9 protein-coding genes and 6 rRNA genes are annotated in these 19,114 nt (G+C 63.4%); 11 read left to right on the top strand and 4 right to left on the bottom strand.

What is annotated here, in order from left to right; translation table 11 throughout:
- Positions 1–14: 14 nt before the first annotated feature.
- The gene (locus ABD973_RS15105; protein ID WP_345504595.1) at positions 15–1,298 is read right to left on the bottom strand and encodes an MFS transporter; all 1,284 of its coding nucleotides are present in this window, start codon (positions 1,296–1,298) and stop codon (positions 15–17) included.
- Between the two features lie 132 nt (positions 1,299–1,430).
- Here ABD973_RS15105 and ABD973_RS15100 point away from each other — a divergent pair, with 132 nt between their 5' ends.
- The 6 genes from ABD973_RS15100 (at position 1,431) to ABD973_RS15075 (ending at position 8,802) form a co-directional block, all read left to right on the top strand.
- On the top strand, positions 1,431–1,967 hold the full coding sequence (locus tag ABD973_RS15100) for a MarR family winged helix-turn-helix transcriptional regulator (RefSeq protein ID WP_007265422.1): 537 nt from the start codon (positions 1,431–1,433) through the stop codon (positions 1,965–1,967).
- A gap of 643 nt (positions 1,968–2,610) precedes the next feature.
- A 16S ribosomal RNA gene (locus ABD973_RS15095) occupies positions 2,611–4,134 on the top strand.
- 282 nt (positions 4,135–4,416) lie between these two features.
- Positions 4,417–7,535 (top strand): 23S ribosomal RNA (locus tag ABD973_RS15090).
- A 75-nt stretch (positions 7,536–7,610) separates the two neighbouring features.
- Positions 7,611–7,727, top strand: a 5S ribosomal RNA gene (rrf, locus tag ABD973_RS15085).
- The 16S, 23S and 5S rRNA genes sit together here, the layout of an rRNA operon.
- Positions 7,728–7,830: 103 nt before the next feature.
- The gene (locus ABD973_RS15080; protein WP_345500317.1) at positions 7,831–8,358 is read left to right on the top strand and encodes an SMI1/KNR4 family protein; all 528 of its coding nucleotides are present in this window, start codon (positions 7,831–7,833) and stop codon (positions 8,356–8,358) included.
- 93 nt (positions 8,359–8,451) lie between these two features.
- A complete protein-coding gene (locus ABD973_RS15075; RefSeq protein WP_345500315.1) occupies positions 8,452–8,802 on the top strand; it encodes a hypothetical protein in 351 nt (116 codons plus the stop codon).
- An 88-nt stretch (positions 8,803–8,890) separates the two neighbouring features.
- Here ABD973_RS15075 and ABD973_RS15070 read toward each other — a convergent pair whose 3' ends face one another.
- Complete coding sequence (locus tag ABD973_RS15070) at positions 8,891–9,424, bottom strand: hypothetical protein (RefSeq protein WP_345500313.1); 534 nt, start codon at positions 9,422–9,424, stop codon at positions 8,891–8,893.
- 42 nt (positions 9,425–9,466) lie between these two features.
- Complete coding sequence (locus ABD973_RS15065; protein ID WP_386382883.1) at positions 9,467–10,393, bottom strand: quinone oxidoreductase family protein; 927 nt, start codon at positions 10,391–10,393, stop codon at positions 9,467–9,469.
- 90 nt (positions 10,394–10,483) lie between these two features.
- On the opposite strand from ABD973_RS15065, the gene ABD973_RS15060 reads away from it, so the two are divergent.
- The 5 genes from ABD973_RS15060 (at position 10,484) to ABD973_RS15040 (ending at position 17,232) form a co-directional block, all read left to right on the top strand.
- Positions 10,484–10,924, top strand: a complete 441-nt coding sequence (locus tag ABD973_RS15060; RefSeq protein ID WP_345500309.1) for a MarR family winged helix-turn-helix transcriptional regulator — start codon at positions 10,484–10,486, stop codon at positions 10,922–10,924.
- A 527-nt stretch (positions 10,925–11,451) separates the two neighbouring features.
- Positions 11,452–12,975 (top strand): 16S ribosomal RNA (locus tag ABD973_RS15055).
- Positions 12,976–13,257: 282 nt separating this feature from the next.
- Positions 13,258–16,372, top strand: a 23S ribosomal RNA gene (locus tag ABD973_RS15050).
- A gap of 75 nt (positions 16,373–16,447) precedes the next feature.
- Positions 16,448–16,564 (top strand): 5S ribosomal RNA (gene rrf / locus ABD973_RS15045).
- A 113-nt stretch (positions 16,565–16,677) separates the two neighbouring features.
- Positions 16,678–17,232 carry a GNAT family N-acetyltransferase gene (locus ABD973_RS15040; RefSeq protein WP_345500307.1) on the top strand — a complete coding sequence of 185 codons (555 nt, stop codon included), beginning with the start codon at positions 16,678–16,680 and terminating at the stop codon, positions 17,230–17,232.
- Here the strand turns inward: ABD973_RS15040 and ABD973_RS15035 are convergent.
- Positions 17,229–19,112, bottom strand: coding sequence for a type VI secretion protein (locus ABD973_RS15035; RefSeq protein WP_345500305.1), 1,884 nt, complete (start codon positions 19,110–19,112; stop codon positions 17,229–17,231). The two genes, ABD973_RS15040 and ABD973_RS15035, sit on opposite strands and share 4 nt — an antisense overlap.
- Positions 19,113–19,114 lie beyond the last annotated feature (2 nt).

The raw sequence follows: 19,114 nt of genomic DNA, 5'->3' as shown, positions 1-19,114 counted from the left end.
GCCCGCCGTACCCCTTACGCGGACACCCGCTCCGCCCGCTCCGAGGCCACCACCGGCCCCCGCGCCACGACCCGGCTCACCACCGACGGGTTGTCCTGCACCGGGCTCAGCCGCCTGCCCAGCCGCAGCGCCAGCACCGAGATCCCCAGCGACACCAGCACGAACACCCCGATGTAGAGCATCGGAATCCCCGCACCCAGCGGCACACCCAGCGGCCCGAGCGCCAGCGCCATCTGCTTGACCAGGGCGAAGGCCGAGTTGTACTGCCCGACCGAACCCTCGGGAGCCAGATCGGCCACCAGCGGGGCCAGGGTCGGCGACAGCATCGCCTCACCGATGCCGAAGAGCGCGTACGTGGTGATGAACGCGGCGGCCGCCATCATCGCGCTTCCGTGCCCCAGCCCCGAGAACCCGGCGATCAGCCACGCCACCGTCCAGATCAGCCCGACCAGCGCGATCACCCGCGACCGACGGCGCTTCTCGACCAGCTTCAGCACCACGAACTGCGCCACGACGATCGCACCCGTGTTGGCGGCGAGCGCGAACCCGAGGGTCGAGGGGGAGATCCCCGCGGCCTCGGTACCGAAGGCCGCCAGACCCGACTCGAACTGCCCGTAGCAGGCGAAGAACAGCACGAAGCCCAGCACGCACAGCTGCACCATCGCCTTGTGCCCCAGCAGCCGCTTCCAGCCACCGCCCGTCGGCACCGCGTCCTTGGCCATCGCGTCGCTGATGTTCTGCACGTGCGGCATCCGCACGGTGGCGATCACGACCGCCAGCACCAGGAACATCACGGCCTCGATGCCGAACAGCAGGGTGAAGCTGCCCGGACGGCTCTCGTCGACGATCTGGCCGCCGACGAGCCCGCCGATGCCCAGACCCAGGTTCTGCATGAAGAACTGCAGCGCGAAGGCACGCGTACGGGTCGACGGCGTCGAGCACCACACGATCATCGTGGCCAGCGCGGGCTGCATCACGGCCTGCCCGGCACCCAGCGCCAGGGCGGACAGCAGGATCGGCCCGAGGCCGGTGGAGAGCCCGAGGGAGAGCGCACCCACCGAGGCCGCGACGGCCGCACCCATGACCACGGGCACCGGACCACGCCGGTCGATCACCCGGCCGGTGAAGGGCAGCGCGACGAGAGCACCCAGGGCGAAGGCCACGAACGCGCTCGTGGCCGCCATGGAACCCAGACCCCGCACCTGCGCCACATAGATGTAGAGGAACGGAACCGTGAAACCGATGCCGAACGCGGTCAGCGCGTTGCCGGCCTGGATCCGCCGCATCGCAGCGCCCATCACCTTGGTCACTTCTCACCTGCCTTGAGAGCCGAAGACTGAAGACTTCAGAACTTCATACCTAAACTTCGATGCTTAACTCTACACATCGAAGGAGTTAGATGCCAACGGGTTCGTGCGATACTTCGGGGCATGCCTGACACCCCCGACGGCGCGGCGCCCGTCCAAGAGCCGAGCCTCGACGAGCAGATCGCCGTCTATCAGCGCGAGTTCCAGGACCTCGACCCCCAGGTCGAGAAGGTGGTCTCGGCCCTTAGCCGGCTGAACCGCCGCATGAACGTCGCGTACGGCCGCCAGACCGCGGCCCTGGGCATCAGCAACGCGGAGTGGGAGGTCCTCAAGGCCCTCGTCATCTCCGGGGCGCCCTACCGGATGGGTCCGAGCGAGCTCGCGAAGCAGCTGGGCCTGACGCCGGCCGCGATGACCCACCGGATCGACCGCATGACGGCGGAAGGACTGGTCACCCGCGAACGGGACGAGTCCAACCGGGTCCGCGTGATCGTCGAGCTGACGGACGAGGGCCGCAGCAAGTGGCTGGACGCGATGCGCGCGGCCACGGTCTTCGAGGAGGACCTCCTCCAGGACCTCTCCACGGCGGAGCGCGGGGTACTGGGCGACATGCTCACCCGCCTCCTGGACCGCGTCGAGGAGCTCCAGTCCAGGGCCTGACGGCCCCTGACCTCCCGGGTTGACACGCCCCCCGCTGATCCGTAAGGTTCTCCGAGTTGCCCCGGAGCCGGAAGGTCCCGGAGTCAACGAATCCCGCCGCCTCGTAGCGGCAACCTACTCAGCACGAACTCCCACAGGGAACGAATTCGGCATGCCCGAATTCATTTCCGAAGGCCCGATTATCGGTTGCCGGGGAAACGCGCTAGAGTTCAGGTGTCGGAAGGGCCCAACAGCCCGGAGGACAAACCCCGCTGACTGGGAGTCAGGCCCGAAAGGATCTGATAGAGTCGGAACCGCCGGAAAGGGAAAGCGCGAAAGCGCAGGACCTGGAAAGCAAGCGAGAAAGACTCTGATAGAGTCTGAATCGCAAGAACGAAAGCCCGGAGGAAAGCCCCAGTAATTGTTACTGCGGGTGAGTACAAAGGAAGCGTCCGTTCCTTGAGAACTCAACAGCGTGCCAAAAATCAACGCCAGAAGTTGATACCCCGTCCACTCCGGTGGATGAGGTTCCTTTGAAAAAGACCTGTCGGGCCCTCGGGCACTGGCAGGCAACGAACACAGCGAGGACGTTGTGGTCAGTCGGTCTTATTCCGACCGTGACTGGCCCGCTCTTTCGTGGTGTGCACCGGATTACCGGTAAACATTCATGGAGAGTTTGATCCTGGCTCAGGACGAACGCTGGCGGCGTGCTTAACACATGCAAGTCGAACGATGAAGCCCTTCGGGGTGGATTAGTGGCGAACGGGTGAGTAACACGTGGGCAATCTGCCCTTCACTCTGGGACAAGCCCTGGAAACGGGGTCTAATACCGGATACGACTGCGGGAGGCATCTCCTGTGGTGGAAAGCTCCGGCGGTGAAGGATGAGCCCGCGGCCTATCAGCTTGTTGGTGGGGTAATGGCCCACCAAGGCGACGACGGGTAGCCGGCCTGAGAGGGCGACCGGCCACACTGGGACTGAGACACGGCCCAGACTCCTACGGGAGGCAGCAGTGGGGAATATTGCACAATGGGCGAAAGCCTGATGCAGCGACGCCGCGTGAGGGATGACGGCCTTCGGGTTGTAAACCTCTTTCAGCAGGGAAGAAGCGAAAGTGACGGTACCTGCAGAAGAAGCGCCGGCTAACTACGTGCCAGCAGCCGCGGTAATACGTAGGGCGCAAGCGTTGTCCGGAATTATTGGGCGTAAAGAGCTCGTAGGCGGCTTGTCACGTCGGATGTGAAAGCCCGAGGCTTAACCTCGGGTCTGCATTCGATACGGGCTAGCTAGAGTGTGGTAGGGGAGATCGGAATTCCTGGTGTAGCGGTGAAATGCGCAGATATCAGGAGGAACACCGGTGGCGAAGGCGGATCTCTGGGCCATTACTGACGCTGAGGAGCGAAAGCGTGGGGAGCGAACAGGATTAGATACCCTGGTAGTCCACGCCGTAAACGTTGGGAACTAGGTGTTGGCGACATTCCACGTCGTCGGTGCCGCAGCTAACGCATTAAGTTCCCCGCCTGGGGAGTACGGCCGCAAGGCTAAAACTCAAAGGAATTGACGGGGGCCCGCACAAGCGGCGGAGCATGTGGCTTAATTCGACGCAACGCGAAGAACCTTACCAAGGCTTGACATATACCGGAAAGCATTAGAGATAGTGCCCCCCTTGTGGTCGGTATACAGGTGGTGCATGGCTGTCGTCAGCTCGTGTCGTGAGATGTTGGGTTAAGTCCCGCAACGAGCGCAACCCTTGTCCTGTGTTGCCAGCATGCCCTTCGGGGTGATGGGGACTCACAGGAGACCGCCGGGGTCAACTCGGAGGAAGGTGGGGACGACGTCAAGTCATCATGCCCCTTATGTCTTGGGCTGCACACGTGCTACAATGGCCGGTACAATGAGCTGCGATACCGTGAGGTGGAGCGAATCTCAAAAAGCCGGTCTCAGTTCGGATTGGGGTCTGCAACTCGACCCCATGAAGTCGGAGTCGCTAGTAATCGCAGATCAGCATTGCTGCGGTGAATACGTTCCCGGGCCTTGTACACACCGCCCGTCACGTCACGAAAGTCGGTAACACCCGAAGCCGGTGGCCCAACCCTTGTGGAGGGAGCTGTCGAAGGTGGGACTGGCGATTGGGACGAAGTCGTAACAAGGTAGCCGTACCGGAAGGTGCGGCTGGATCACCTCCTTTCTAAGGAGCACAGTACCGATTGCAGACAAACGTTCTGCACGGTCAGCTCATGGGTGGAACGTTGATTATTTGGCACGGTTTCCGAAACCTCCTGTAAGTACTGCCTCCGGGCGTGGAACACGGGTGATGGTCGAGGGGATCGTGCTTGGCGCGCTGTTGGGTCCTGAGGGCACGGCCGTCTGGTCAGTCTTCAGTGCCGGCCCCGGTAAAGCTCTGTTTCGGCAGGGTGTGACGGGTGGCTGGTCGTTATTTGAGAACTACACAGTGGACGCGAGCATCTGTGGCCAAGTTTTTAAGGGCGCACGGTGGATGCCTTGGCACCAGGAACCGATGAAGGACGTGAGAGGCCGCGATAGGCCCCGGGGAGCTGCCAACTGAGCTTTGATCCGGGGGTGTCCGAATGGGGAAACCCGGCAGTCGTCATGGGCTGTCACCCACTGCTGAACACATAGGCAGTGTGGAGGGAACGAGGGGAAGTGAAACATCTCAGTACCCTCAGGAAGAGAAAACAACCGTGATTCCGGGAGTAGTGGCGAGCGAAACCGGATGAGGCCAAACCGTATGCGTGTGAGACCCGGCAGGGGTTGCGCATGCGGGGTTGTGGGAATGAGCTTTCACAGTCTGCCGGCTGTGAGGCGAGTCAGAAACCGTATGGATAGGCGAAGGACATGCGAAAGGTCCGGCGTAGAGGGTAAGACCCCCGTAGCTGAAATCTGTACGGCTTGCTTGCTCATCTCCCAAGTAGCACGGGGCCCGAGAAATCCCGTGTGAATCTGGCGGGACCACCCGCTAAGCCTAAATATTCCCTGGTGACCGATAGCGGATAGTACCGTGAGGGAATGGTGAAAAGTACCGCGGGAGCGGAGTGAAATAGTACCTGAAACCGTGTGCCTACAAGCCGTGGGAGCGTCGGATGCAGCTTGCTGTATCTCGTGACTGCGTGCCTTTTGAAGAATGAGCCTGCGAGTTAGCGGTGTGTAGCGAGGTTAACCCGTGTGGGGAAGCCGTAGCGAAAGCGAGTCCGAATAGGGCGATTGAGTTGCACGCTCTAGACCCGAAGCGGAGTGATCTAGCCATGGGCAGGTTGAAGCGGAGGTAAGACTTCGTGGAGGACCGAACCCACCAGGGTTGAAAACCTGGGGGATGACCTGTGGTTAGGGGTGAAAGGCCAATCAAACTCCGTGATAGCTGGTTCTCCCCGAAATGCATTTAGGTGCAGCGTCGTGTGTTTCTTGCCGGAGGTAGAGCACTGGATAGGCGATGGGCCCTACCGGGTTACTGACCTTAGCCAAACTCCGAATGCCGGTAAGTGAGAGCACGGCAGTGAGACTGTGGGGGATAAGCTCCATGGTCGAGAGGGAAACAGCCCAGAGCATCGACTAAGGCCCCTAAGCGTACGCTAAGTGGGAAAGGATGTGGAGTCGCAGAGACAACCAGGAGGTTGGCTTAGAAGCAGCCACCCTTGAAAGAGTGCGTAATAGCTCACTGGTCAAGTGATTCCGCGCCGACAATGTAGCGGGGCTCAAGCGTACCGCCGAAGTCGTGTCATTGCAGCAATAGGGCCAACGCCCGCTGTGATGGGTAGGGGAGCGTCGTGTGCCGGGTGAAGCAGCAGCGGAAGCTAGTTGTGGACGGTTCACGAGTGAGAATGCAGGCATGAGTAGCGATACACACGTGAGAAACGTGTGCGCCGATTGACTAAGGGTTCCTGGGTCAAGCTGATCTGCCCAGGGTAAGTCGGGACCTAAGGCGAGGCCGACAGGCGTAGTCGATGGACAACCGGTTGATATTCCGGTACCCGCTTTGAAACGCCCAATATCGAATCCTCTGATGCTAAGCCCGTGAAGCCGTTCCGGACCCTTCGGGGAATGGAAAGTGGTGGAGCCGGCGATCCAAGGTGGTAGTAGGTAAGCGATGGGGTGACGCAGGAAGGTAGTCCAGCCCGGGCGGTGGTTGTCCCGGGGTAAGGGTGTAGGCCGTGTGGTAGGCAAATCCGTCACACGTTAAGGCTGAGACCTGATGCCGAGCCGATTGTGGTGAAGTGGATGATCCTATGCTGTCGAGAAAAGCCTCTAGCGAGTTTCATGGCGGCCCGTACCCTAAACCGACTCAGGTGGTCAGGTAGAGAATACCGAGGCGTTCGGGTGAACTATGGTTAAGGAACTCGGCAAAATGCCCCCGTAACTTCGGGAGAAGGGGGGCCATTCCTGGTGATGAGACTTGCTCTCTGAGCTGGGGGTGGCCGCAGAGACCAGCGAGAAGCGACTGTTTACTAAAAACACAGGTCCGTGCGAAGCCGTAAGGCGATGTATACGGACTGACGCCTGCCCGGTGCTGGAACGTTAAGGGGACCGGTTAGTGACCTTTCGGGGTTGCGAAGCTGAGAACTTAAGCGCCAGTAAACGGCGGTGGTAACTATAACCATCCTAAGGTAGCGAAATTCCTTGTCGGGTAAGTTCCGACCTGCACGAATGGCGTAACGACTTCTCGACTGTCTCAACCATAGGCCCGGTGAAATTGCACTACGAGTAAAGATGCTCGTTTCGCGCAGCAGGACGGAAAGACCCCGGGACCTTTACTACAGTTTGATATTGGTGTTCGGTTCGGCTTGTGTAGGATAGGTGGGAGACTTTGAAGCAGCCACGCCAGTGGTTGTGGAGTCGCCGTTGAAATACCACTCTGGTCGTGCTGGATGTCTAACCTCGGTCCGTGATCCGGATCAGGGACAGTGTCTGATGGGTAGTTTAACTGGGGCGGTTGCCTCCCAAAGGGTAACGGAGGCGCCCAAAGGTTCCCTCAGCCTGGTTGGCAATCAGGTGTTGAGTGTAAGTGCACAAGGGAGCTTGACTGTGAGACCGACGGGTCGAGCAGGGACGAAAGTCGGGACTAGTGATCCGGCGGTGGCTTGTGGAAGCGCCGTCGCTCAACGGATAAAAGGTACCCCGGGGATAACAGGCTGATCTTCCCCAAGAGTCCATATCGACGGGATGGTTTGGCACCTCGATGTCGGCTCGTCGCATCCTGGGGCTGGAGTCGGTCCCAAGGGTTGGGCTGTTCGCCCATTAAAGCGGTACGCGAGCTGGGTTTAGAACGTCGTGAGACAGTTCGGTCCCTATCCGCTGTGCGCGTAGGAATATTGAGAAGGGCTGTCCCTAGTACGAGAGGACCGGGACGGACGAACCTCTGGTGTGCCAGTTGTCCTGCCAAGGGCATGGCTGGTTGGCTACGTTCGGGAGGGATAACCGCTGAAAGCATCTAAGCGGGAAGCCTGCTTCAAGATGAGTATTCCCACCTCCTTGAGAGGGTAAGGCTCCCAGTAGACGACTGGGTTGATAGGCCAGATGTGGAAGCCCGGTAACGGGTGGAGCTGACTGGTACTAATAGGCCGAGGGCTTGTCCTCAGTTGCTCGCGTCCACTGTGTTAGTTCTGAAGTAACGAACTCGCCTTGCCGGCTGGAGTTCAAACTTCATAGTGTTTCGGTGGTCATAGCGTTAGGGAAACGCCCGGTTACATTCCGAACCCGGAAGCTAAGCCTTTCAGCGCCGATGGTACTGCAGGGGGGACCCTGTGGGAGAGTAGGACGCCGCCGAACAATCATTGTGGGAAAGCCCCGCACCTTCTGGTGCGGGGCTTTTCTGCGTTTACGGGCCGTGGTGTACGCAGAAGGCGGCGCCGGCAGAACGGAGAATGGCAGTATGCGCGATTCGTATGGCTCCGTCCCGGTGACCGCCGCTTTCCTCGCCGAGTGGCGGGAGGAGGTGTCGGCGGCCCTGGCCGTCGTGGTGGTCGGCTTCGAGGAGAAGTACGGCTACGGCCCGGGGGAGAACGCGGTCCGCTCCCCGGAGCCGGCGGACCGCGTCGCCGCTGACCGGTTCGCCGCGGAGTCCCCGGGCTTCGCCGACCTCGCCGCGTTCTACGGAGCCATCGGCGCCGTCGACATGGGCGACATCGGCAACGGCTACTTCCTGCACTCCGCGTCGCGCGCCGCCATCGAACGCATCGAGCTGCCCGAGGCCGGCGGCACCGTCCCCGCCGTACTCATCGGCTCCGACGGGGGAGGGATCCTGTACGCGGTCGCCGCGGACGGCGCCGTCTGGCGGTCGCGGACCGCCTCCGAGGACGGCGAGTTCCAACGGATCACGGGCGGCCTCGCGGAGTTCCTCGACCTCCTCCGTCGCTCCGTACACCGCTTTCAGGAGTCCGGGCAGCCCGGACTCGTATAGCGGAGGCCCTGACGCTCAGGTGACGGGAGACTCCGCTGGAAACCCCTCGCTCGGACGGCGGCGGGTGTGCCAGCCTGCTGATCATGAGCAGTGGTGCTGAGCCGGCGCTACGTGCTCACCGATGCGCTGGACGACCTCGCCGACGTGGCTGACGTCGTCGAACGCCTCGCCGTGGCCGATGTCGTCCTCAACACGGCCGCCGACCTCCTCTTCGACCACCGCAGGGCATGGACCGGGAGCGGGAAGTGGCTCCCCCGCCGCCTGTTGCAGGCCGACCCCGAACACGGCGGCGCCCTCCTGGACGGCTACCGCCGCCTCTGCGAGACCGGCGATCCGGAACGCTTTGCCGATGCCGCCGGGGAAATCCTCGCCCTCGTGGGCGGCCCCCTCCGCGAGGGCCACGCGAGAACCTGGCGCGCCGCCGCGGAGCCCGGCCCCCGCTAAGTCTGCTGAGCCTGGGCAGGTTTGGTGGCGCTGGGGCTGATGCCCCGTCCCTGGCAGGTCTGGCGTCAGGTGTCCCGGGAACGGCGGATCAGAGACGGACCGGGAGGCGGTGGGCCGGGGGTGAGCCGTCGGCGGGGGTGGAGCCGCGCGTCGCCAGGATCTCGCCTGTGTCGGCGAACTCCCAATGGGTCGCATGCCTCCCATCCTTGAACGGCCATTCGACGCGGACGACAGGGCGCCTCAACACGCTCTCGAACCAGTCGGCGCACCACTCCGCGAGCTCCTCGACCGTGCCGGAGGCCCGGAAGAAGCCGTGCTCGGGCGACTCGTGAAGGTTGAAGAGCTGGTCGCGGACTTTCCCGGCCAGCACGTGTGTGCCGTAGAAGTGCACGGCCCACTCGCCGAGCACCAGTCGGCGCGCCTCATCGAGAAGGCTGACATGGACGAGGAACGACGACTCGTCCTCGGGCCGTCCGACCTGGCTGGGCGCCCACGGCACCTGCCATTCAGCTGCCCGGGCTCGCAGGGCCGTCAGGAAAGCGAGTTCGGCCTCGTCGAAGTCCCAGGGCTCCTCGCCGTACTCCTCCGGGTCCTCGACCACGAACCAGCTGTTGACGTCCACGGGGAGACTCTAGAACCACAGGCCGCTCCCGCCGGATACTGCCTAGGGGACCAGGACGACCTTGCCGAGGTTGCGGCGCTGCTCGATGACGGCGTGCGCGCGGGCGGCCTCGGCGAGGGGGATCCGCGCGTGGACGGCGGTGCGCAGGGCGCCCGCGTCGCGCAGCTCCCACAGCTCGCGCCGCCAGCGGGCGTAGAGGTCGGGATGCCCGAGGGCGACGGCCCGCATCTGGAAGCCGATCAACGAGGCGCCGCGGAGCAGGAGTTCGTACGCCTCCACGGTGCCTCCGCCGGAGCTGTAGGCAACCAGCCGGCCGCCCGTGGCGAGGGCCCGCACGGCGGGGCCGAGGAGGTCGCCGCCGACTCCGTCGAGGACCACGTCGTACGCAGCGCCCCAGTCGGCGTCCTCGTACTGGACGACCTCGTCGGCGCCCAGGCCGCGGACGAAGGCGGCCTTGGCGGCGCTGCTGACGGCGGCGACCACGCGCCCCGCCCCGCCGCCCTTGGCGAGCTGGAAGGCGAAGGTGCCCACCGCACTGGCGGCCGCCGTGACGAGGACGGATTCGCCGGGCCGCACACGGCCGGCCTCGTACGCGCCGCGGGCCACCAGCCCGCTGCGGACGAGCGCCACCGCCTCCACGGCGCTCGCCCCGGCGGGGACGGGGGAGGCCATCGCGGTGTCCAGCACCGCGTACTCGGCGTAGGCGTCGGTGAAGCAGAGTCCGGTGACGCGGTCTCCGACGGCGAAGGCGGTGACGTCCCCACCGGTGCCGACGACCACCCCCGCCACCTCCCCGCCCAACGACACGGGCCCGCTTCCCTCCCGCACCTTGCGGACGGTGGGCAGCGTGACCCCGATGGCTTCGGTCCTTACGAGCAGTTGGCCGGGCCCGGGCACGGGCCGACCGACCTCCTCGGCGACCAGAACTCCGCCGCCCCCACCGTCGACCTCATGGCGCATGCGCAGCACAGGACCTCCCCATCCGACTCATTCATTGGGCGTTCCAACGATAGGCTCGAATTCGTAGGGGTGTCCAACGATTCTGGGTAGGGTGCTCGCATGACCTCACCCCTCGGCCACATCCAGTCCCTGCCCAGCTGGCTCGTTGGCCGCGTCGCGGCGCGCGGGCGGGGCCTGGTCGCGGAGGCCCTGGCGGCGGAGGGCCTGAAGCTCATGCAGCACGCCGTGCTGGCCGCGACCGCCGAGTACGGCCCCGTGGCGCAGGCGGACCTGGGGCGCCGGCTCGCCGTGGATCCGAAAGACATGGTCGGGATCCTCAACCACCTCCAGGAGGCGGGTCTCGTCCTGCGCACGCCGGACACGGCCGACCGCCGCAAGAACGCCGTCACCGTCACCCCACGGGGAGAGGCGGCCCTGGCCCGCTGCGCGACCCTCGCGGAAGCGGCGAACGAGCAGCTGCTGGCCCCCCTCACCCCGGCCGAACGGGACACCCTGATGGCCCTGCTGCTGCGGCTGCACGAGGCTCCCACCTCGTTTTGACACCCCCAGGAGCAGGGTTGTAGAGTCAAACGGTTGCCTCGAACTGGACAAGTTCGGCGACCACCACTCCACAGGGAATCTCTTCCGGGTGGAGTGCATTCGACTCCCCATTCGGAAACGTTGAAGCCGGGAAATCCGGTGGAAAACTTCTGATAGAGTCGGAACCGCCGGAAAGGGAAAGCGCGAAAGCGCAGAACCTCGAAAGCGCCGAGGAAATCGGACACGAAAGAGTCTGATAGAGTCGGAAACGCAAGAACGAAGAACGAAAGCCCGGAGGAAAGCCCGAGAGGGTGAGTACAAAGGAAGCGTCCGTTCCTTGAGAACTCAACAGCGTGCCAAAAATCAACGCCAGAAGTTGATACCCCGTCCACTCCGGTGGATGAGGTTCCTTTGAAAAAGACCTGCGAGGTCGCCTTCGGGTGATGCTTGCAGGCAACGAACACAGCGAGGACGTTGTGGTCAGTCGGTCTTATTCCGACCGTGACTGGCCCGCTCTTTCGTGGTGTGGACCGGATTACCGGTAAACATTCATGGAGAGTTTGATCCTGGCTCAGGACGAACGCTGGCGGCGTGCTTAACACATGCAAGTCGAACGATGAAGCCCTTCGGGGTGGATTAGTGGCGAACGGGTGAGTAACACGTGGGCAATCTGCCCTTCACTCTGGGACAAGCCCTGGAAACGGGGTCTAATACCGGATACGACTGCGGGAGGCATCTCCTGTGGTGGAAAGCTCCGGCGGTGAAGGATGAGCCCGCGGCCTATCAGCTTGTTGGTGGGGTAATGGCCCACCAAGGCGACGACGGGTAGCCGGCCTGAGAGGGCGACCGGCCACACTGGGACTGAGACACGGCCCAGACTCCTACGGGAGGCAGCAGTGGGGAATATTGCACAATGGGCGAAAGCCTGATGCAGCGACGCCGCGTGAGGGATGACGGCCTTCGGGTTGTAAACCTCTTTCAGCAGGGAAGAAGCGAAAGTGACGGTACCTGCAGAAGAAGCGCCGGCTAACTACGTGCCAGCAGCCGCGGTAATACGTAGGGCGCAAGCGTTGTCCGGAATTATTGGGCGTAAAGAGCTCGTAGGCGGCTTGTCACGTCGGATGTGAAAGCCCGAGGCTTAACCTCGGGTCTGCATTCGATACGGGCTAGCTAGAGTGTGGTAGGGGAGATCGGAATTCCTGGTGTAGCGGTGAAATGCGCAGATATCAGGAGGAACACCGGTGGCGAAGGCGGATCTCTGGGCCATTACTGACGCTGAGGAGCGAAAGCGTGGGGAGCGAACAGGATTAGATACCCTGGTAGTCCACGCCGTAAACGTTGGGAACTAGGTGTTGGCGACATTCCACGTCGTCGGTGCCGCAGCTAACGCATTAAGTTCCCCGCCTGGGGAGTACGGCCGCAAGGCTAAAACTCAAAGGAATTGACGGGGGCCCGCACAAGCGGCGGAGCATGTGGCTTAATTCGACGCAACGCGAAGAACCTTACCAAGGCTTGACATATACCGGAAAGCATTAGAGATAGTGCCCCCCTTGTGGTCGGTATACAGGTGGTGCATGGCTGTCGTCAGCTCGTGTCGTGAGATGTTGGGTTAAGTCCCGCAACGAGCGCAACCCTTGTCCTGTGTTGCCAGCATGCCCTTCGGGGTGATGGGGACTCACAGGAGACCGCCGGGGTCAACTCGGAGGAAGGTGGGGACGACGTCAAGTCATCATGCCCCTTATGTCTTGGGCTGCACACGTGCTACAATGGCCGGTACAATGAGCTGCGATACCGTGAGGTGGAGCGAATCTCAAAAAGCCGGTCTCAGTTCGGATTGGGGTCTGCAACTCGACCCCATGAAGTCGGAGTCGCTAGTAATCGCAGATCAGCATTGCTGCGGTGAATACGTTCCCGGGCCTTGTACACACCGCCCGTCACGTCACGAAAGTCGGTAACACCCGAAGCCGGTGGCCCAACCCTTGTGGAGGGAGCTGTCGAAGGTGGGACTGGCGATTGGGACGAAGTCGTAACAAGGTAGCCGTACCGGAAGGTGCGGCTGGATCACCTCCTTTCTAAGGAGCACAGTACCGATTGCAGACAAACGTTCTGCACGGTCAGCTCATGGGTGGAACGTTGATTATTTGGCATCTTCGGATCTGATGGTTCTCGAGTACTGCTTCGGCGTGGAAAGAGAAGACGGATGAGCGAGGGTGCCTGGCGCGCTGTTGGGTCCTGAAGGCACGGCCGTCTGGTCAGTCTTCAGTGCCGGCCCCAGTGAACTCGCCAGCTTGTCTGGTGGGGTGATGGGTGGCTGGTCGTTATTTGAGAACTACACAGTGGACGCGAGCATCTGTGGCCAAGTTTTTAAGGGCGCACGGTGGATGCCTTGGCACCAGGAACCGATGAAGGACGTGAGAGGCCGCGATAGGCCCCGGGGAGCTGCCAACTGAGCTTTGATCCGGGGGTGTCCGAATGGGGAAACCCGGCAGTCGTCATGGGCTGTCACCCACTGCTGAACACATAGGCAGTGTGGAGGGAACGAGGGGAAGTGAAACATCTCAGTACCCTCAGGAAGAGAAAACAACCGTGATTCCGGGAGTAGTGGCGAGCGAAACCGGATGAGGCCAAACCGTATGCGTGTGAGACCCGGCAGGGGTTGCGCATGCGGGGTTGTGGGAATGAGCTTCAGTCGTCTGCCGGCGGCTGGGCGAGTCAGAAACCGTTGATGTAGTCGAAGGACATGCGAAAGGTCCGGCGTAGAGGGTAAGACCCCCGTAGACGAAACATCAGCGGCTTGCTTGCTCATCTCCCAAGTAGCACGGGGCCCGAGAAATCCCGTGTGAATCTGGCGGGACCACCCGCTAAGCCTAAATATTCCCTGGTGACCGATAGCGGATAGTACCGTGAGGGAATGGTGAAAAGTACCGCGGGAGCGGAGTGAAATAGTACCTGAAACCGTGTGCCTACAAGCCGTGGGAGCGTCGGGATCTTCGGATCCTCGTGACTGCGTGCCTTTTGAAGAATGAGCCTGCGAGTTAGCGGTGTGTAGCGAGGTTAACCCGTGTGGGGAAGCCGTAGCGAAAGCGAGTCCGAATAGGGCGATTGAGTTGCACGCTCTAGACCCGAAGCGGAGTGATCTAGCCATGGGCAGGTTGAAGCGGAGGTAAGACTTCGTGGAGGACCGAACCCACCAGGGTTGAAAACCTGGGGGATGACCTGTGGTTAGGGGTGAAAGGCCAATCAAACTCCGTGATAGCTGGTTCTCCCCGAAATGCATTTAGGTGCAGCGTCGTGTGTTTCTTGCCGGAGGTAGAGCACTGGATAGGCGATGGGCCCTACCGGGTTACTGACCTTAGCCAAACTCCGAATGCCGGTAAGTGAGAGCACGGCAGTGAGACTGTGGGGGATAAGCTCCATGGTCGAGAGGGAAACAGCCCAGAGCATCGACTAAGGCCCCTAAGCGTACGCTAAGTGGGAAAGGATGTGGAGTCGCAGAGACAACCAGGAGGTTGGCTTAGAAGCAGCCACCCTTGAAAGAGTGCGTAATAGCTCACTGGTCAAGTGATTCCGCGCCGACAATGTAGCGGGGCTCAAGCGTACCGCCGAAGTCGTGTCATTGCAGCAATAGGGCCAACGCCCGCTGTGATGGGTAGGGGAGCGTCGTGTGCCGGGTGAAGCAGCAGCGGAAGCTAGTTGTGGACGGTTCACGAGTGAGAATGCAGGCATGAGTAGCGATACACACGTGAGAAACGTGTGCGCCGATTGACTAAGGGTTCCTGGGTCAAGCTGATCTGCCCAGGGTAAGTCGGGACCTAAGGCGAGGCCGACAGGCGTAGTCGATGGACAACCGGTTGATATTCCGGTACCCGCTTTGAAACGCCCAATATCGAATCCTCTGATGCTAAGCCCGTGAAGCCGTTCCGGACCCTTCGGGGAATGGAAAGTGGTGGAGCCGGCGATCCAAGGTGGTAGTAGGTAAGCGATGGGGTGACGCAGGAAGGTAGTCCAGCCCGGGCGGTGGTTGTCCCGGGGTAAGGGTGTAGGCCGTGTGGTAGGCAAATCCGTCACACGTTAAGGCTGAGACCTGATGCCGAGCCGATTGTGGTGAAGTGGATGATCCTATGCTGTCGAGAAAAGCCTCTAGCGAGTTTCATGGCGGCCCGTACCCTAAACCGACTCAGGTGGTCAGGTAGAGAATACCGAGGCGTTCGGGTGAACTATGGTTAAGGAACTCGGCAAAATGCCCCCGTAACTTCGGGAGAAGGGGGGCCATTCCTGGTGATGAGACTTGCTCTCTGAGCTGGGGGTGGCCGCAGAGACCAGCGAGAAGCGACTGTTTACTAAAAACACAGGTCCGTGCGAAGCCGTAAGGCGATGTATACGGACTGACGCCTGCCCGGTGCTGGAACGTTAAGGGGACCGGTTAGTGACCTTTCGGGGTTGCGAAGCTGAGAACTTAAGCGCCAGTAAACGGCGGTGGTAACTATAACCATCCTAAGGTAGCGAAATTCCTTGTCGGGTAAGTTCCGACCTGCACGAATGGCGTAACGACTTCTCGACTGTCTCAACCATAGGCCCGGTGAAATTGCACTACGAGTAAAGATGCTCGTTTCGCGCAGCAGGACGGAAAGACCCCGGGACCTTTACTACAGTTTGATATTGGTGTTCGGTTCGGCTTGTGTAGGATAGGTGGGAGACTTTGAAGCAGCCACGCCAGTGGTTGTGGAGTCGCCGTTGAAATACCACTCTGGTCGTGCTGGATGTCTAACCTCGGTCCGTGATCCGGATCAGGGACAGTGTCTGATGGGTAGTTTAACTGGGGCGGTTGCCTCCCAAAGGGTAACGGAGGCGCCCAAAGGTTCCCTCAGCCTGGTTGGCAATCAGGTGTTGAGTGTAAGTGCACAAGGGAGCTTGACTGTGAGACCGACGGGTCGAGCAGGGACGAAAGTCGGGACTAGTGATCCGGCGGTGGCTTGTGGAAGCGCCGTCGCTCAACGGATAAAAGGTACCCCGGGGATAACAGGCTGATCTTCCCCAAGAGTCCATATCGACGGGATGGTTTGGCACCTCGATGTCGGCTCGTCGCATCCTGGGGCTGGAGTCGGTCCCAAGGGTTGGGCTGTTCGCCCATTAAAGCGGTACGCGAGCTGGGTTTAGAACGTCGTGAGACAGTTCGGTCCCTATCCGCTGTGCGCGTAGGAATATTGAGAAGGGCTGTCCCTAGTACGAGAGGACCGGGACGGACGAACCTCTGGTGTGCCAGTTGTCCTGCCAAGGGCATGGCTGGTTGGCTACGTTCGGGAGGGATAACCGCTGAAAGCATCTAAGCGGGAAGCCTGCTTCAAGATGAGTATTCCCACCTCCTTGAGAGGGTAAGGCTCCCAGTAGACGACTGGGTTGATAGGCCAGATGTGGAAGCCCGGTAACGGGTGGAGCTGACTGGTACTAATAGGCCGAGGGCTTGTCCTCAGTTGCTCGCGTCCACTGTGTTAGTTCTGAAGTAACGAACTCGCCTTGCCGGCTGGAGTTCAAACTTCATAGTGTTTCGGTGGTCATAGCGTTAGGGAAACGCCCGGTTACATTCCGAACCCGGAAGCTAAGCCTTTCAGCGCCGATGGTACTGCAGGGGGGACCCTGTGGGAGAGTAGGACGCCGCCGAACAATCATTGTGGGAAAGCCCCGCACCTTCTGGTGCGGGGCTTTTCTGCGTTTACGGGCCGTGCGGATCCGATATCCCGTTGACCCGACGTGGGACGGGGCGTTGGATTCGGTGCATGGAACAGCATGTGATCCGGTCCGTGCGGGCCGACGAATGGCAGAAGGTCAAGGAACTGCGGCTGGCCGCGTTGAGTGATCCGGCGGCGCCGATGGCGTTCCTGGAGACCGTCGAGGAGGCCGCCGCCAAGCCCGACGCGTTCTGGCAGGACCGGGCGGCCGGCGCGGCGGAGGGGGTGCACGTGCGGCAGTTCGTCGCCGAGGCGCCCGACGGGCGGTGGGACGGGTCCGTCACCGTGTTCATCGAGGCCGCCGGCGGCAGGGACTTCCTGGAGCAGGTCGTCGAGGCCGACCAGGGGCACGTCGTCGGGGTGTTCGTGCGTCCCGAGCAGCGGGGGAGCGGGCTGACCGACGCGCTGTTCGCGGCGGCCCTGGACTGGGTGTGGGCGCGGGAGGAGCCGGTGCTGGAACGCGTACGGCTCTTCGTGCACGAGCACAACGAGCGAGCCGGCGGCTTCTACCGGCGGTTCGGGTTCCGGGCGAGCGGGCTGGTGATCCCCAAGCCGGACGACCCGACGGCGAAGGAGCACGAGTACGTGATTGGTCGGCCTTAGCGGGCGTCGGCGGGCCAGTCCGGCCAGCGGGAGCGGGCCTGTTCGCGGCTGCGGCAGAGCGCAAGGAGGGGGAGGGCGTCGTCCTCGAGGAGCTCCGGGAGCCGGGGGACGGGGGCGACGGCCGCCACGTCCTCCAGGACCAGGGTCAGTGGTGGGTCGAGCCGACCGTGGGATGACCGTGCGGCCATGCGGCGGCCGTGCTCGACCACGTCTGCGGCGAGGGCGGTGAGGAGGGGCATCGCACCCGGGTGGGTGCGCGGTTCCTCCAGGGGTTCGCCCAGTACGTAGAGGGTGCCCCCTTCGGCGGCGAACGAAGCCAGGGTGAGGGAATCCGTACGGTTCGGTTTGCAGGCCTCGCGGATGTGGATCGACGTCAGGCAGGACAGGGCGCGGGCCGTCAGCTGCTGGGCCTGCTCGCGGCGTTCGGGGTGGGCGGTGAGCGCGCTTTCGAGCTCGCCGGCGCTGCCGGGGGCCGCCTGGGGGTGGGTGCGCAGGATGCGTACGGGGTCCTGGGCGGCGGTGCCCTGGGCCCAGCGGGCCAGCTGCTTGAACGGGAGGCCGTCGAGGGCGGCCGCCTGGAGCCAGCTGCGCAGGAGGGTTTCGGCGGTGTCCGCGAGGGCGCTGTCGATGCGGGCCTGGGGGCGTACGGGGGCCAGCAGGGCGACGGCGCGGGCGGCGGCGGTGTCCCGGTCGGCGCAGCCGTCGGCGGGGTTCCAGTGCATGCGGGCCGGGGTGTCGCACAGGTGCGAGGGGTCGTAGAGGAGGACCGGGCCGAGCTTCGCCCGGGCGTCCTTGGTCTCCGCCCACAGGGCGGGGGAGGACGTGACCACCAGGGCGGCGCCCTCCGCGGCCGCGAGGGCCTGGGCGGCGAGGCGGTGGCGTTCGGCCGGGTCGGCGTAGGCGAGGCGGGGGGCCGGGGCGGCGGCGGTGGACCTCGCGGGGGCGTAGCCGAAGCCGTAGCGGTAGGCGTCCTTGGCGGGGGTGGGGGTGTCGCCGAGCGAGGTGTAGCGGGCGGGGCTCGGTCTGCGGGGTGGCGCGTGTCCCGTGCCGGGTGCGTGTACGGGGTTCGGTGCCGGTGCCGAGGCTGAGGCGTGTGCGGCTGCCGCCGGCGCTGCCGCTGACGGGGCGTGGGACGGGGAGCGGCCGGGGAGTGCCGGCTCGGGGTGCGGCGGGGTGCCCGAGGTCCTGCCGGGCGCGGGCGGCTGCGTCCGCGGGCGGGCCTCGTGGGGCGCGGGGTCCCATGGGCGGGCCTCGGCCGGCGCCGGGGCGGGGTGCGTCTGGGCGGGGTCCCCCTGGGGGGCCTCGGTCGGTGCGGGGTGCATCTGCGTGGGAGCCGTGTGGTGTGGCTCGGCCAGTGCGGGGTGCGTTCGTTCGGGGTCCCCCCGGTGGGGCTCGGCCGGGGCGGGGTGCGTTTGTGCGGGGGCCGTGCGGTGGGGCTCTGCCTGCGCGGGGTGCATCTGGGCGGGGTGCGTGCGGTGGGGCTCGGCCGGCTGGGGCTGCGGCTGTTGCCGGGCTTGGGTGCGGCGGGCCTTGGTGCGGGCCACGATGCCCATGGTGAAGATCGTCAGGACCAGCACGACCAGGAGCTGGCTGATGAACAGGCCCCAGAACAGGCCCCACCCCGACAGCGCCGCGGGGTCCGTGTCGGGCCAGGCGCCGGGGATGTCGTGGGGTTGCGTTATCAGGGCGCGGACGGCCCCCGGGGTGCGGGTGAAGGTGACGGTGGCCGGCCAGGCGCCCCGCGTGAAGAGGGCCGCGAGGCCGGTGGCGGACCAGACGAGGACGGCGAGGCCGAGGAGGAAGGCCAGGAGGCCGACGAGGACCCCGTCGGGGACGCCGCCGGCTCGCGCGGGGGGCTCCGTACGTCTCGCGTCGGGCATGG

It is taken from the genome of Streptomyces racemochromogenes, from assembly GCF_039535215.1.
Lineage (GTDB): Bacteria > Actinomycetota > Actinomycetes > Streptomycetales > Streptomycetaceae > Streptomyces > Streptomyces racemochromogenes.
The sequence above is the reverse complement of the archived record's forward strand: the minus strand, read 5'-3'. Positions and strand labels throughout refer to the sequence as shown.

Coding starts and splice junctions, on each gene's coding strand:
- ABD973_RS15035 (WP_345500305.1), bottom strand. CDS start 19,112: ATGCCCGACGCGAGACGTACGGAGCCCCCCGCGCGAGCCGGCGGCGTC.
- ABD973_RS15060 (WP_345500309.1), top strand. CDS start 10,484: ATGACCTCACCCCTCGGCCACATCCAGTCCCTGCCCAGCTGGCTCGTT.
- ABD973_RS15100 (WP_007265422.1), top strand. CDS start 1,431: ATGCCTGACACCCCCGACGGCGCGGCGCCCGTCCAAGAGCCGAGCCTC.
- ABD973_RS15080 (WP_345500317.1), top strand. CDS start 7,831: ATGCGCGATTCGTATGGCTCCGTCCCGGTGACCGCCGCTTTCCTCGCC.
- ABD973_RS15105 (WP_345504595.1), bottom strand. CDS start 1,298: ATGGGCGCTGCGATGCGGCGGATCCAGGCCGGCAACGCGCTGACCGCG.
- ABD973_RS15040 (WP_345500307.1), top strand. CDS start 16,678: ATGGAACAGCATGTGATCCGGTCCGTGCGGGCCGACGAATGGCAGAAG.